Source organism: Nitrospirillum guanabarense (genome assembly GCF_034653355.1).
In the GTDB taxonomy this organism is placed as follows: domain Bacteria; phylum Pseudomonadota; class Alphaproteobacteria; order Azospirillales; family Azospirillaceae; genus Nitrospirillum.
In genome coordinates this window covers 523,714-538,880 of record NZ_JAYEER010000001.1, presented here as the reverse complement: position 1 = coordinate 538,880, position 15,167 = coordinate 523,714, and the positions used below count along the sequence as shown (strand labels likewise).

General features: G+C 69.2%; 11 protein-coding genes. 7 read left to right on the top strand and 4 right to left on the bottom strand.

Annotated elements, in window-relative coordinates; all coding sequences use genetic code 11:
* Positions 1-6 precede the first annotated feature (6 nt).
* The gene (locus tag UAA55_RS02185) at positions 7-675 is read left to right on the top strand and encodes a hypothetical protein (protein WP_322951029.1); all 669 of its coding nucleotides are present in this window, start codon (positions 7-9) and stop codon (positions 673-675) included.
* A 117-nt stretch (positions 676-792) separates the two neighbouring features.
* A complete protein-coding gene (locus UAA55_RS02180; protein ID WP_322951028.1) occupies positions 793-3,237 on the top strand; it encodes a hypothetical protein in 2,445 nt (814 codons plus the stop codon).
* Here UAA55_RS02180 and UAA55_RS02175 read toward each other — a convergent pair.
* Positions 3,224-4,597 carry a helix-turn-helix domain-containing protein gene (locus UAA55_RS02175; protein WP_322951027.1) on the bottom strand — a complete coding sequence of 458 codons (1,374 nt, stop codon included), beginning with the start codon at positions 4,595-4,597 and terminating at the stop codon, positions 3,224-3,226. The genes UAA55_RS02180 and UAA55_RS02175 overlap by 14 nt on opposite strands.
* Entirely contained in the window at positions 4,594-4,758 is a 165-nt protein-coding gene (locus UAA55_RS02170; protein ID WP_322951026.1) for a hypothetical protein, read from the bottom strand. The genes UAA55_RS02175 and UAA55_RS02170 overlap by 4 nt, the downstream gene beginning before the upstream one ends.
* A 592-nt stretch (positions 4,759-5,350) precedes the next feature.
* On the opposite strand from UAA55_RS02170, the gene UAA55_RS02165 reads away from it, so the two are divergent.
* From UAA55_RS02165 to UAA55_RS02150, 4 genes are all read left to right on the top strand, one after another.
* Positions 5,351-7,765 carry an ABC transporter permease gene (locus UAA55_RS02165; protein WP_322951025.1) on the top strand — a complete coding sequence of 805 codons (2,415 nt, stop codon included), beginning with the start codon at positions 5,351-5,353 and terminating at the stop codon, positions 7,763-7,765.
* A gap of 12 nt (positions 7,766-7,777) precedes the next feature.
* Complete coding sequence (locus tag UAA55_RS02160) at positions 7,778-10,201, top strand: ABC transporter permease (RefSeq protein ID WP_322951024.1); 2,424 nt, start codon at positions 7,778-7,780, stop codon at positions 10,199-10,201.
* A gap of 39 nt (positions 10,202-10,240) precedes the next feature.
* Positions 10,241-11,020, top strand: coding sequence for a winged helix-turn-helix domain-containing protein (locus UAA55_RS02155; protein WP_322951023.1), 780 nt, complete (start codon positions 10,241-10,243; stop codon positions 11,018-11,020).
* 68 nt (positions 11,021-11,088) lie between these two features.
* Positions 11,089-11,565 carry a Cif family virulence factor gene (locus tag UAA55_RS02150; RefSeq protein ID WP_322951022.1) on the top strand — a complete coding sequence of 159 codons (477 nt, stop codon included), beginning with the start codon at positions 11,089-11,091 and terminating at the stop codon, positions 11,563-11,565.
* Here UAA55_RS02150 and UAA55_RS02145 read toward each other — a convergent pair.
* The gene (locus UAA55_RS02145; protein WP_322951021.1) at positions 11,562-12,437 is read right to left on the bottom strand and encodes an alpha/beta fold hydrolase; all 876 of its coding nucleotides are present in this window, start codon (positions 12,435-12,437) and stop codon (positions 11,562-11,564) included. The two genes, UAA55_RS02150 and UAA55_RS02145, sit on opposite strands and share 4 nt — an antisense overlap.
* Before the next feature lie 112 nt (positions 12,438-12,549).
* On the opposite strand from UAA55_RS02145, the gene UAA55_RS02140 reads away from it, so the two are divergent.
* Complete coding sequence (locus UAA55_RS02140) at positions 12,550-13,578, top strand: P1 family peptidase (RefSeq protein ID WP_322951020.1); 1,029 nt, start codon at positions 12,550-12,552, stop codon at positions 13,576-13,578.
* Here the strand turns inward: UAA55_RS02140 and UAA55_RS02135 are convergent.
* The gene (locus UAA55_RS02135) at positions 13,566-15,167 is read right to left on the bottom strand and encodes an ABC transporter ATP-binding protein (RefSeq protein WP_322951019.1); all 1,602 of its coding nucleotides are present in this window, start codon (positions 15,165-15,167) and stop codon (positions 13,566-13,568) included. The two genes, UAA55_RS02140 and UAA55_RS02135, sit on opposite strands and share 13 nt — an antisense overlap.

The window sequence follows — 15,167 nt, the reverse complement described above, 5'->3', positions numbered from 1 at the left end:
GGCGACATGAAAGGTTCCGGAAAGGGGGGCGGCCCCGGCAAGGGAGCCGTTCCAGGAACGATCCAGGCACGGGAGGGCCAGGCGCGGGACGGCCAGCCGGCCGACCCGGCGCCGGTTGATGAGGTGCCGTTGGCGGTGCCGGTCGATGTCCTGCGCCCGGCTCCTGAACCGGCGCGGGCCGTCGATGGGCCTGAACCGGACGGTACCGAGTTGGATGCCCCCGAACCGGATGGCCCCCTGGTGGCGGACGCGGCGCCGTCCGGCGCCTTGGCCATGGCCGAGGACCGGGTGGCGCGCTCCATCGCGGCGGCGGAGGCGGCGGTGGCCGCCGCCGTCGGCCACGCCAACGTCGCCCTGCGCGGCCAGATGGTTGCCGCCCAGGCCGCCGTGTTGGACGCCAGCGGCAGCCTGCAGGCGGGACTGGCCCTCGCGACCCAGCGGCCAGCCGCCCCGGCGGCGGCCCTGGGGGCGGCGCCCGACGTCGCCGAGACCACGCCGGCCGGTGAAAGTCCGCTGTTGCGGCGGGCCGCCGAACAACAGGAACAGGCCCTGGCCGCGGCCCAGCGCAGTGTGGAGCAAGCGATGGCCGCGGCACAGCGGGCCACCGCCGCCGCGCTACGCTACGCCGACGGCCAGCTTGCGGCCGCGGCGCCGGAGACGCCAGCCCCCGTCTAGGCGCCGCCGCCCGCCGCCGCGGGGCGCCTTCAGCCGACCCACCCGAGGGCGCCCCGCGGCCCCTTCCAATCTTTGGCCCACCTGGCCTTGGACCTCAGCGTCCGGGAGTGATGACGCATGCCCCCCACCGACCGAACCATCGAAGCCGTGGAACAGTGCCTGGACATCATGGCCCAGGAGGCCCGCATCGCCGTCGACCGCGCCAAGCCGGACCTGCTGATCAGGGCGATCAAACCTGTGTACGTGGCGGTGGAAAACAGCGTCCTGTGGGTGAACCGCAATCCCGCGTCAGGCGTAGGCCCCGGACGGCTGATGGAGGATTTGGTCTTCACCAGCCGTTTCATTCCGTCCATGGGGGGGCGCTCCGACTATCAAACCGGCGAGTTGAACAACGAGTTTGAACTCGTGGCGCTCGATGACGCCCGCGCGGTGGTCGATGACAGCCTCGCTGGTATCGATGATGACAACAACGCCACGGTCTACAGCCAGATCGGCGTCATCCTGGCGCGGATCGAGGCGGAATTGGATCGGGCGCGGGCCGCCATCGCCGGCGGCGTGGTTGTCGACTATCAGGTCTTGCGGGACGCGACCCTCACGGCGCGGTCCCTGCAGGAACGGGTGATGCTGGCCTATTTCGTAACGGCCGGGCCCGATGCCGACCCGGCCAGTCCCGCGGCCCGCTACGCGGCGTTGCCGGACAACCGGTGGATCGTGCGGATCTACGCCTTGGCCTGCGAACGCCTGGGCACGGCGCAGCAGGTGGTTTCCGTCGCGAGCATCAGCCAGGGCATCGCCGACTTGGAAGTCGTCACGCACGCCCTGGCGCGCGTCGCAGCCGGCTTCGCCGCGGTGAAGATGAATTGCGGTATCTGTGAATTCTACCTGTTCCGGCTGATGCTCAACTTCAAGGCGGAGATCCGCCTGCTGGATCGTCCGCGTCGGGGCGCTTTCGCGGAAGAGACCGCGCCGGTCAGCTCTGAGCTGACCGGCCTGCTGAACAATGGGCCGGATCAGCGGTGGCTGTACGATTGGTTGCTGCGGCGCATCGCTTCGCTGGCCGCCGCCCTCGTGTCCATCCCCAATGTGTCGTTTTTCCTGAAGGGGGGACGGGCCCTGGCTTTCCTGAAGGGCGATCCGGCCAGGGGCGAAAACGATTGGGATACACAGGTGCTGATCAATCCCTATCTGCCGGCGGCGGAGTGGGAAGGTGTTTTCAGCACCGTCTGCGCCGTGGTCTATGCGGAACTGGAGGCCAGCCAGGCGGAGCTGACCCAATACCTGCAGCTGCACCAGCCCGACTTCGCCAACCACTTGGCGAAAAAGCAGGATCCGGCCGTTGTCGCCCTGGATGAACCCGATGACGTCGATGGGGAGATCATCCGTCTGTTCGATAAGATCTGGGATGGGCGGAATGATGAAAAGAATAAGAGCTGCAAGGCCGAGCTGATCGATGTCGGCTTGCCCCGTCGGACGACCGTCGAGTTGCTGGACCAATGGCTCCACGTGCGGCCGCATTTGAAGAACGCCCAGGGGATTCCCTTTCCCGACTGCGACTATTACATCAACGAATACATACTGATGTGCCGCGAGTATCAGGCGCTGCCCTTGGGTGAGCAGGCGAACGCCACCGCCAAGTACAAAAAACGGCTGGGCCGCCTGTTCAGCTTGTTGAATGGCGAAGGGGTCGATCCGCAGCCGGGGATTGACGCCATGCTCAGGGATGCGCCCCCGGCCATCCAAGACGCGTCGCAGGCTATGCGGGGCATGCTGGACACCGCGCCGTGGCGCCTCAGCACCATCCTGTTGGTCCAGTTTTCCCAGGCTTATAACCTGCTGTGGGATCGAAACATGGCGCGACCCTTCGCCAATTTGGCGACCGAAACGCTGCGGATCGCGCTGGAGGCGGATGTCGATCAGCCCGCCGACCTGGTGGCCGTCAACCAGATGAACGTCGTGTTCCAGTGGGCGGGCGCCCTGTCCGGGATCATGCAGGGCCATTTCGCGGCCCGGGGCGACCATGTCCGGGCACGGGAGGATCTGATATTCGGGGAACTGCTGCCCCGTGTGGGGTTGCTGGCTGAGATCACCGGCATCGCCGCCGCCGAACGGCTGAAACGGTGGACCAACTATCGCGGTCCCAATGAATTGGACTACCTGCGCTTCGTCGGCGCCCATGTCGTTGGCGCGGGGGAAACCACGGCGGACAACGTGACGCGGCGGTTGAGGGAGTATGGCGACAACCATCCTGACGCCATAAGCGATATCATCGAACGTCCCGACGGTATGGGGGGGACCGTGATCCTGGTGTTCGACGCCCGGACCGTGACCTTGGTCGACCAGGCCTATCAGCCCTTATTGCTGGCCGTGACGGTCGAACCGCCGCCAGCGGCGTACCATGTCCCCGTCCTGATCCAGAACCGTCCGGTGGCGGGTTTCGCGGCCCTGATAACCGAGTTTCGCGAACAAGCCGCCCAGACGGAGGAATTCGACAGCCGCAATCGCCTGCTGCAAACCATCGGCGCCCTGATAGAAATGCAGCGATTGCCCGTCATTGTCCCGTGACCGCCCGGCGGAAGGCGCGAGGGTTCTGGCCCACCTGGCGGCGGAAGCTTTTCTCGAAGTGGCTGAGGTCGGTGTAGCCAACGCGCAGCGCCACCTCCGTCACCGGCAGGCGTGGCTCCTCCACCAGCAGGTCCTGGGCGCGGTGGATGCGGATGCGGTTCAGCAGGGCCTTGCATGATTGCTGGAGGCCGCTGCGGAACAGGAAGCTCAGGTGCGATTGGCTGACGTTCACCCGCCGGGCCAAATCCCCCAGCAGCAACGGTTCGGCATAGTTGTCGGCGAGATAGGCCAAGGCCCGGCGCAAACCGGGATGCAGGTGCCCCAGGTCGCGGAAGTCGCGCAGCAGGACGCGACGCGCCCAGTCGTCGGCCAGCGGCGGGGCGCTATCCTCGTCCCGGCCCTCGCCGTCATCGGGGCCGTCGGGGTCGGGGCCGTCGGGGTCGGGACCGTGGGGAACGGGATGGTCGGTGTCGTCGAGATGCATGGGCAGGGACAGCAGCCAGGGCGCATGGCGGCGCACGTCCTCGCCCCGGATGGGGTCGCGGTCGGTCATGACCGCCAGGCGGGCCACCACCCGGTCCAGTTCAAACAGGTTTTCCGGCCAGGAGTAGGCCCGGCACAATTCCACCAGCGTGTCGGTCAACTTGTCCTGCGCCCGGTGGCCATGGCGTTCGAGGGCGGCGGCCACCAGGGTTTCGATGTCGCTGGACCGTTCGCGCAAGGGCGGCACCGTGGCCGACAGGAAATCCAATTCCGCCAGCAGAATGCGCGAGAAGCTGCCCTCACGCACGCGCAGGCGCAGGTCGTCGGTGGTCGAGGCCACCAGACGCACCTTGGGCGCCTTGGACAGGTCCAGCCAGTGTCCCAGCCGCGAATACATGAACTGGGGCACCTGGTGCTGGTAATGGGGGGCCAGCAGGTCGATGTCGCTGAGGAACAGGCTGCCCCCCGCCGCCTGCCGGAACCAGTCCGCCGGGGTGCCCACCGGTTCGGCGCAGTTGACCTGGACGAAAGGCCCGTCGCGGCAGCGGCTGCAGCAATGGATGGCCGCCGCCAGGTAGGGCTTCTCCGTTCCGAACTCTCCCGCCAACAGGACGGGCAGGTCGTTCTGCGCCGCCTTCTCCACGAAGCCTTCCAGTTCGCGCAGCGCCCGGCTCATGCCCAGCAACAGAACGGAACGGCCCAGGTGCTGCTCCGTCCAGCGTCGCACCTCGTAACGCTTGACCAACAACCCGCATTGCCGCGCCACCTCGGCCAGCAGGGTCGCCGTGTCGTCACGCCAGGTCACGCCGGCGCGCCAGGCCAGCCGCAACTCGCCGATGGTGGTGCCGGCATACAGGATGGGAAAGGCCGAGGTCACGGGCAGCCCGACGCCTGCGGTGGGGTGTGGCCGGCCGGCAGGGAGGTCCACTCCGCCGCGCGGACGGCGTCATCGACGGAGGAGCGGGAGGGGCTGCCCGCATCGATCCAACGGACGGTGCAGCCCGCGTCCGTCGCTGTCAGTTCAAGCCTGCCGACCATGTATATATGAAGGGACCCGCTTGAAACAGGAATGAAATCTCCGAGCAATGTCATGATGCCTTCTAGTATGCATCGTACATCGCTGAAATTCTGTCCTGTTATGGGGGTAAATATGTCGTCAATGCTTACAGACTGACTCGGAATCATTCCCTGTTCCATCCTTCAATTTTTGAAAAGGCATGGATCTGGTGGTCTCTGTGGGTGGTATTGTGGTGGCGGCTATATTTGCATTCAGGGACGCGCGGCAGGCTTGCGGCAGGGCCGCGCCAGCAGAAGACGCTATTTATCAGGTAATAAGTAGAAAATACAGATGTTTTATATATAGTAGGTTGCATATGGATCCGCGCGGCAGCTGGCCGCCCCGCTGGACGACAGGCACGCGCTTCAATGGTCATGCGACGATTTGGACAGCGTCGGTGCGGATCGTCCAACAATCGTCCATTCCCCGCCTTCAGGGTGTCCGCCTGCGGACACTGTTCGGGACCGGACAAGGACATTCCCTCGATGATTCAAGCAAAAACAACTTCTTAGCCCCGGGCACGCCTTTTGCTTAAGGCAAAGGCTTCATTCCGCAACCGGGGGGAACCGTTGAATGAACCTCTTGCCGTCCATCTTCCGCCGCCACGCGCTGGTCACCCTGTTGAACCTGTTCGGGCTGACGGCGGGCATCGCCGGCTTCCTGATGGTCAGCCTGTACGTGGCGGGGGAACTGACAGTGGACCGGGGGTTCACCGGGGCTGATCGGCTGTACCGGGTGGGAACCCGGCTGTCGGTGGGCGGCAACGAGGTGGTGCTGGGCGCCACCACGCCCTTGCTGGTCGAGCCGCTGGCCCAGGATTTCCCAGAGGTGGAGGCGGTCACCCGCGCCTCGGAGGAAGAGGTGGATCTCCAGGATGGGGATCGCGTGCTGACCACGCCGCTGTTGTGGGCGGATGCCAACCTGTTGCAGGTGCTGGACTATCCCTTGGCGCGGGGCGACGCCGCCACGGCGCTCGCCCGGCCCGACGGGCTGGTGGTGACGCCCGCGCTGGCCCGCACCCTGTTCGGCGACGCCGATCCCATGGGTCGCACCGTCCAGGTGGCGGGCGGCCAAGGGGGAAACGGCCAGACGCTGACCGTCACGGGCGTGCTGAAGCCGCTGGCCGAAACCCATCTGAAATTCACCGGCATCGCCGCCGACAGCGGGCGGGGGGACAAGAACTGGGCCCATATGGTCGGGGAGCAGTGGAGTCACATCGGGGAAACCGCCGTCTACGCCCGGCTGCGCCCCGGCGCGTCGGCCGAGGCGGTGGACGCCCGGCTGGCGGATTTCGTACGTCGCCGCGCCGTCCTGACCCAATTGCCGGACGATGTGCGCACGGGCTTCATGACCCTGCGCCTGGACCCGGTGCCGGCCATCCACCTGCGCATCAAGACCTTCAACCAGTCCAAGCCGGGCGGCGACGTCGGCACCCTGGGTATCCTGTCGGCCGCCGCCCTGCTGATCCTGGGCGTGGCCATCGCCAACTACACCAACCTGGCCACGGCCCAGGCCATCCACCGGGCGCGTGAGGTCGGCATCCGCAAGCTGGCCGGCGCCCGGCGCTGGCAGTTGGTGGCCCTGTTCACCGGCGAGTCCGTGGCGCTGGCCATTGCTGGCACCCTGGCCGCCCTGGCGGTGGTGGAGGTGCTGCTGCCCCCCTTCCAGGCGCTGGTGGGCCGGCCGCTGGGCTTTTCCCTGGCGCGTGATGGCGGCTTCCTGGCCCTGGTGTTGGCCACGCCCCTGGTGGTGGGTGTGCTGGGCGGCCTTTATCCGGCCCTGGTGCTGTCAGGCTATCGCCCGGCGGAGGTGTTGAAGGGCGGGGCGACGCCGACCGCCGGCCGCCTGCGCGCCGTGCTGGTGGTGGCGCAGTTCGCCATCTCCATCGCCCTCATCATCGCCACGGTGACGGTGCTGCGCCAGGTGGCACACGCCCGCACGGCCGCCTTGGGCTTTCTGCCGGAGAATCTCTACATCGTCAGCCAACTGCCCCGTGACGCCCAGCGCGCGGCCACCCTGAAGACGGAACTGGCCAAGCTTCCCGGTGTCCGGGGCGCGGCCTTCAGCAGCCTGGTCCCTGCCGACATCAGCCAGTTCATGACCCAACTCACGGTGCCCGCCGACACCCATGGCGCCACCCCGGGCAAGGCCTTCATGCCGGAGTTCTCGGCGGACCCGGACTTCGTCGCCACCTATGGCCTGGACCTGAAGGCTGGCGTGGCCCTGCCGCCCGGCTGGCGCGCGGAGGCGGAAGGCGGGCGGCGCTACGTCTGGCTGACCGAGGCGGCGGCCAGGCGCCTGGGCTATGCCCATCCCACGGACGCCGTGGGCGACCGCTACACCGATGAGGAGGATCATCCGGTCGAGGTCGCGGGCGTGCTGGGCGATGTCCGTTTCCGCACCGCCCGCGACGCGGACGAGGCGTTGATGTTCACCATCGGCGCCACCGGCGGTTTCCTGACCATCCGCCTGGCCGCCGGCGACCCACGCCCCGCCGTGACCGCCATCAATGCCCTGGTGGACACGCTGTACCCCGAAGCGCACCGCGCGCCGCGTGGCTTCGCCGATGAACGGCTGGAGGCGCAGTACCGGACGGAAGAGCGGCAGGCCAAGGTTTTTGCCACCTTCGCCACGCTGGCCATCGTGCTGGCCAATCTGGGGCTGTTCGGGCTGACGGCCCTGGCGGCGGCGCGGCGCACCAAGGAGATCGGCATCCGCCGCGTGGTGGGCGCCCGGGCGTGGGACATCGCCTGGCTGATGGCATGGCAGTTCGCGCGGCCCGTCCTGCTGGCCAACCTGGTGGCCTGGCCCGTGGCCTGGTGGGGCCTGCACCGCTGGCTGGGGCAGTTCACCGTGCGGGTGGACCAGGGGCCGGGCACCTACCTGGCGGCCGGCGCCGCCGCCCTGGTCGTGGCGCTGGCCACCGTCACCGTCCACGTCGTGCGCGTGATCCAGGCGCCGCCCGCCGGCGCCCTGCGGTATGAGTGAGGGGATCGGCTGATGCCCATGCTCGCACTGCCCGTTTTCCTGCGCCGCCACCTGCTGTTCACGCTGCTGAACCTGCTGGGTTTGGCGGTGGGGATCGCCGCCTTCCTGCTGGTCAGCCTCTATGTGGCGGAAGAGCTGTCGGTGGACCGTGGCTTCAGCCACGCCGATCGTCTGTATCGCGTGGGCAGCCAACTCAACGTGGGTGGCCAGTCCATCAAGCTGACGTTCGCGCCCACCGACCTGCCCGGTCCCCTGCTGCAGGAGGTTCCGGAGGTCGAGGCCGCCGCCCGCGCGGAAAACGACAAGGTGATGCTGGGCAGCGGCACGCGGTTCTTCGAGCAGCAAATAGAGTGGGCGGATCCCAACTTCCTGCAGGTGATGGACTATCCGCTGGAGGAAGGGAACGCCGCCACTGTTCTTGCCCGGCCGGACGGTGTGGTGGTGACGCGAGCCTTGGCCCGTATCCTGTTCGGCGATGCCGATCCTGTCGGACGCACGGTCCAGGTGCGACATGGACCGGTGCTGACGGTAACCGGCATCCTGGCCCCCGTGCCGCAAAGCCACCTTGTCTTCGGCGCCATCGCCGCCGATGCCGCGCGCGGGGAAAAGTCCTGGGCGCGCCAAAAAGCGTCCCCTTGGTCCGACATCGCCGGCGTCGCGACCTACATAAGGCTGGCGAGGGGGGTGTCAGCGGCGGCGGTTGCCAGCGGTCTGCCCGCGTTCGTCAACCGGCACAATCCGCCCAACCCGGATCAGGCGGGCGGCGGCATGGACAACATGGTCAGCCTGCGGCTGGACCCCGTGCCGGATATATACCTGCATATCAAGGCTCTCGGTGATGTCGCCGCCGGTGGGGACGTTGGCACGCTGCGGATTTTGGGTGGGGTGTCCCTTCTGATCCTGGGCATCGCCATCGCCAACTACACCAACATGGCCACCGCCCAGGCCATCAACCGGGCCCGCGAAATCGGTGTCCGCAAGCTGGCTGGGGCCCGGCGCCGTCAACTGGCGGCTCTGTTCACGGGGGAGGCGGTGTTGCTGGCCGCCATCGGCACGGCGGCCGCCCTGGCATTGATGGAACTGGCGTTGCCGGCGTTCCAGGGCCTGGTGGGCCGTGAGGTGTCCCTGGCTCCCCTGACGCGGGGCTGGCTGCTGCCCCTGTTGCTGGCCACGCCCCTGCTGGTGGGGGTGCTGGGCGGTTTTTACCCCGCCTTGGTGTTGTCCGGATACCGACCGATGGAAGTGCTGAAGGGCAGGACACGGACGCCCGGCGCCGGCCGGGTGCGCGGCGTCCTCGTCGTGGCCCAGTTCGCCATCTCGGTCGCGCTCATGGTGGCGACGTTCACGGTGCAGCGCCAGGTGGCGCATGTGCAGGTGGTCAGCCTGGGCTATCGCCCCGAAAGCCTTTACGTCTTCACCAACCTTCCCACCGACATTGTCCGGGCGGCGGCCTTGAAGGCGGAGCTGGGGCGTTTGCCGGCCGTACGAAACCTGGGCTTCTCCACCCTGGTGCCAGCCGATCATTCGGAAAGCCTGTCCAGTTTCAACCTGCCGGAAAATACGCGCAGCACCCAGAAGGAGGCGCGCGGCATCGCCACGTTCACGGCGGACGAGGACTTTTTCGCGACATACGGCACGACCCTGGTGGCGGGCGAAGGCCTGCCCAGGGGGTGGAAGCCCGACGCCGTGGATCAGGAAACGCCACGCTATGCCATCCTGACGGAGACGGCGGCGCGGCGCATGGGCTACCGCAGGCCAGAGGACGCGGTGGGCGAGCGGCTGTACGCCAATGAGGCGCACACGCTTTTCACCGAGATTGTGGGGGTGGTGGCCGATATGCGCTTCCAGTCCGCGCGCCGCGCCGACCAGCCGCTGATGTTCTACATAAAGGCCGGCGGCCGTGACCTGACCCTGCGCCTGGCGGCCGGTGACCAGCGCGCCACCGTCGATGCCGTGAATGCCCTGGTCGATAAAATCTTTCCCGACGCCGAATATCTGCATCGCGGTTTCGCCGACGAGCGGATCGAGGGGCTGTACCAGTCGGAACGGCGCCAGGCCAGGGTCTTCGCCGCCTTTGGGGGGCTGGCCATCGTACTGGCCAATATGGGCTTGTTCGGCCTGAGCGCCCTGACGGCCGCCCGCCGCACCAAGGAAATCGGAATTCGCCGGGTGGTGGGCGCCCGGGTGGGCGACATCCTGCGCCTCATGGCCTGGCAGTTCACCCGGCCCGTGCTGCTGGCCAACCTGGTGGCGTGGCCTGTCGCCTGGTGGGCGCTGCACCGCTGGCTGGCACAGTTCACCGTGCGGGTGGACCAGGCGCCGCTGACCTTCCTGGCGGCCGGCGCCGTGGCCTTGGCCGTGGCGCTGGCCACCGTGGCCATCCATGTCATCCGCGTCGCCAGCGCCCGGCCGGTGGCGGCGTTGCGGTACGAGTGAGGCCTGCTATCCTGGGCCAACGAGGCAGGGATCAGCGATATGACACCTACGCACCGCATCGGTGATTGGACTTTCGACGGCGTATCTCTGCGTCATGCCGACGGGACGGAGCGGCGACTGGAGGATCGCGCCGCGCGGACGCTGGCGGCGCTGTGCGTCCGACGCGGTGAAGTGGTCAGCCGCGACGCCCTGCTGGCCGAGGTCTGGCGGGGCCGGGCCGTCAGCGCCAACAGCGTGGCCGTGGTCATCGGCGACCTGCGACGCGCCTTGGACGAGGACGCGGGCGAGCCGGTGCACTTGGTCACCGTGGCGCGACGGGGCTACCGCCTGAACCTGGAGTCACCCGTTACCGGCGGCGGGGCGGTTCAGAGCCATTGGGGCCGGTGGGTGGTCGCGGGCTCGGCTGTGGCGCTGGTGGCCCTGGCTAGCTGGGGCTTGGCACCCCGATCAACGCCCTGGCCCACGGTGGCGGTGGCGCCGGTGCGCAATGAGATGGGCGAGGCTGGCTACGATGCCCTGTCGCGCGCCTTGGACACGGTGGTGACCAATCGCCTGGCGCAGGTGACGGCCGTGGCCGTGACGGCATCGGATACGCCGCCGGCGGATGGCTTGACGCTGACGCCCCGTCTGATCCTGTGGAACGGCAAGCCGGAACTGTCGCTGACGGCGACGGATGCCGTGACGGGGCGGGTGGTGTGGGCCGCCTTCGCCGCCGGCCCGGCGGGCGATTTGGCCAAGGCCACGGCGGCGCGGCTGGATGGGCTGGATGCTCGGCTGCGGCCGGGGGGCTGGCTGAGGCGCGTCTTTATGCGGCTTTAGCGTTTCTTTAGTCGGTAAAGGGCGACGCGCCGTGTCAGGTAGGGGCATCCCCAACGACCGGAGGCCCCATGCGCGCCCTGATCATTCCCGCCTTCATCTTCAGTCTGTGCCTGGCCCCGGCGGCCGACGCCGAGGTGCCCGGCGAGGCCGGCATCCGCCAGGTGATGGACGCCTTCCATGCCGCCGTGGTCGGCCATGCCGGTGATCGTCTGGCCGCGCTGTTCATTCCGGAGGGTGGTGCCTGGCTGAACGTCCTGACAGATGAGGCCTATGCTCCGGTGGCGGGGGTCAAGCCCAAGGTGCGTGCCGGCAGCTACCGCGACTTCGCCACTTTCGTCACCACCACCAAGTCGGCGCTGGATCCGCGCCATAGCAACATCCGCATCGTCAGCGACGGCACCGTGGCCGCCGTCACCTTCGACTTCCACTTTTTCATCGATGGGGTGGAGACCAACCGAGGGCTGGAGATGTGGCAGCTGGTGAAGGCGGTCGATGGCTGGCGCATCGCCGCCATCACCTATTCCTCCAGCCCCCAGAAGCCTTAACCGTTCACCAGGTCCAGCAGCAGGGCGTTGGTCTCGGCCGGCTTCTCCAGCATGATCTGGTGGCCGCAGCGCTCCAGCTCGACATAGGTCGCGTTGGGCAGGCGCGTGGCCAGGTCGCGCGCGCCGGCCGGGGGCGTCAGGCCGTCGTTGGCACCGGCGACCACGGTGATGGGCAGGGTCAGGGTGGACAGCGCCGCCGGGTCGGGGCGGGCGGCCTGGCTCATCAGGGCCTTCATCATGAACAGGCTGTTGCCCTTGGTCGCCTGCTCCTCGAACGCGATCAGGGCGGCGTCGGTGTCGGGATGCCAGGCCAGCGCGCGGAACTTGGCGGAGATGAGGGGGCGGATCCATTCCAGGATGAAGGGCGGCAGCCAGCCCAGCGGGTTGGCGCCCAGCTGGGCGGCGGGGCTGGGCGGGCCCAGCAGCAGGGCCGCCGCCACACGGTCCAGCCGCCCCTCCGCCGCCAGGCCCTGCAGCAGGCTCAAGGTCAGGCGGCAGCCGTAGGAATGGCCGGCCAGGATGATGCGGCCTTGACCGTCCGGCGGCCCATAACTATCCAGGATCTGGCGGTAGTCGGCCACCAGGTGGCTTCCCTGATACGCCGCCCAGTCGCGTGGCTGGGGGCTTTGCCCATGACCGACGAAATCCCAGGCGACGATGCGTACGCCCGCCTGCACCAGGGCGGCCCATTGGTGGCGCCACTGGTTCTTGTTGCCGCCACTGCCGTGGCAGAGGAAGACGGTAGTGTCGGCGCGCGCCCCGCCCTCATGCACCAGCAAACTCAAGGGCGGCCGGCCGTCGCGCACCGTCACCGTGTCGGGCGTGACCACCAGGCGGGTGGCGGCGAGCGGCAGGTCAGCGGCGTCGGGCATCACATTTCCCCTTTGGGTGTTTCCCATTGAAGGTGCCAGGGCGAAGGGGGACTATCCGCGCTGTCGTGGCCGATATCGTGGATTGGCCATCAAGCTGCTGGAAAACCGTATCATGCCTGCCCCCGGATCGCGCAACGCCATCACCGACGTCCCTGGCCTGGCGGTGGGCCACGCCACTGACGAGGGGGTGCGCAGTGGCGTCACCGTTCTGCTGTGCGAGGGGATCGAGGGCTGGATGGGCGGCGTGGATGTGCGCGGCGGCGGCCCCGGCACCCGCGAGACGGAGGCGCTGGCGCCCGAGAACCTGGTGGGCCGGGCCCATGCCATCGTGCTGTCCGGCGGATCGGCCTTCGGTCTGGGGGCGGCGGACGGCGTGGCCGCGGCCCTGTCGCACCGGGGCATCGGCCTGACCCTGCGTCCCGGCACCCCGGCCGTACCCCTGGTGCCGGCTGCCGTGCTCTATGACCTGGCCAACGGCGGCGACAAGGGTTGGAGCCTGACGCCGCCCTATCGCGACCTGGGCCTGCGCGCGGTGGAGGCCGCCGGGCCGGAGGTGGCGCAAGGTCCCGTCGGCGCCGGGCGCGGCGCCATGGCGGGTTTGATTCCCGGCGGCATCGGCACCGCCTCGCTGGACCTGGGCGGTGGGCTGGTGGTGGGCGCCCTGGTGGCGGCCAACCCGGTGGGATCGGTCTTCATGCCCGATGGCCGCACCTACTGGGCCTGGCCTTTCGAGATCGATGGTGAGTTTGGCGGCCGGACGCCCCAAGGCCCCGTGGATACCAGCGACCCAGTGCCCGAGCTGTCGCGGCTGGGCGTGCACCGCCAGCCCACGGCGGGCGCCAACACCACCATTGCCGTGGTGGCCGCCTCCGCCGATCTCAGCACGGCGGAGTGCAAGCGGGTGGCGATGATGGCGCAGGACGGCATCGCCCGCGCCGCCCGTCCGGCCCACACGCCTTTCGACGGCGACACCGTGTTCGCCGTGGCGCGGGGGCCCGCCCTGCCGGCGGAGGCCGGCAGCCGCTGGGCCCAGGTGGCGCGCATTGGTTCCGCCGCGGCCGATTGCCTGGCCCGCGCCATCGCCCGCGCCGTGTTCCATGCCGGGGATGGGCGGGACGATGGCGGCCATCAGGCGACCTGAGCGGCCAGGGTGGGCGTGGCCGCCAGCAGGCTGGCGGTGTAGGGATGCTGGGGCTGGCTCAGCACCTGCAAAGTCGGCCCCTCCTCGACGATGTGGCCCTGGCGCATGACCAGCAGCCGGTCGGTCAGGGCCCGCACCACCGCCAGATCGTGCGACACCACCAGATAGGCCAGGCCCAGGCGCCGCGAGAGGTCACCCAGCAGGTCCAGGATCTGGGCGCGGGTCAGCACGTCCAGGGCGGAGGTCGCCTCATCCAGGGCGATCAGGTCGGGTTGCACCGCCAGGGCGCGGGCGATGGCGATGCGCTGGCGCTGGCCGCCGGAGAATTCGTGCGGATGGCGGTCGGCGTCCGCCGGCGCCAGGCCCACCTGGGTCAGCAGTTCCTCCACCCGCGCCCGGCGCAAGGCGGGCGTCAGCGGTGCATCCAGCAGGGCCAGGGGCTCGGCCACCAGGCGCTCCACCCGCCAGCGGGGATCGAAGCTGCCCACCGGGTCCTGGAACACCATCTGCACATGGCGGCGAAGGGGGCGGCGGGCGGCCTCTGGCGCCGCCGACCAGGGCTGGTCCAGCAGGCGCACCGCGCCCGCCTGCGGCGCGTCCGCCGCCAGCAGGGTGCGCAGCAGGGTGGACTTGCCGGATCCTGACTCGCCGACGATGCCCACGCTCTCCCCCCGGTGCACGGCCAGGCTGGCCTGGTCCACGGCGCGCAAGTGCGCCGGCTTGGACCACCAGCCGGCGCGGGGCAGGGGATAGTCGCGCACGATGCCCTCGGCGACCAAAAGGGGCGGCTGTACGGGGGCGGGGAGAACGTCCGGCCGCTGCCGCGCCGGTTCGGTGGCCGCCAGCAGGCGGCGGGTATAGGGATGCTGCGGGGCGGCGAAGACGGTCGCGGGCTCGCCCGCCTCCACCACCGCGCCTTCATGCAGGACCACCACGCGGTCGGCCACGCGCGATACCAGGGCCAGGTCGTGGCTGATCAGCAGCAGGCCCAGGCCGTCCTGACGGACGAGATCGACCAGCAGGCCCAGGATGCGGGCCTGGGTGGTCACGTCCAGGGCGGTGGTGGGCTCATCCGCGATCAGCAGCTTGGGTTTCAGCGCCAGGGCCGCCGCGATGGCCACGCGCTGGCGCTGGCCGCCCGACAGCTCATGCGGGCGCCGGCTGCGGGGGAAGCGGTCGGCGGGCAGGCCCACGCGGGCCAGCATGGCGTCGGCGACGCGCGCGGCCTCGGCGCGGCCGGCGGTGCCGTGCACCCGTACCGTCTCCGCCACCTGGGCGCCGATGGACAGCACGGGGTTCAGCGCCGTCATCGGTTCCTGGAACACCAGGCCCACGTCGCGGCCGCGCACGGCGTCCATCTGCCGGTCGGTCAGGGTGGTCAGCTCCCGCCCGTCCAGGCGGATGCTGCCCTGGGCGTGGGCGCCGGCCGGCGCCAGGCCCAGCACCGACAGGGCGGTCATGGACTTGCCGGAGCCGGAGGCACCCACCAGGGCCACGATCTGGCCCGGTTCCACCGTCAGCGACACGGCGTTCAGGATGGCGCGGCCGTCGACCGAGAGGCTGAAGTCGCGGATATCCAGCAGGGCCAT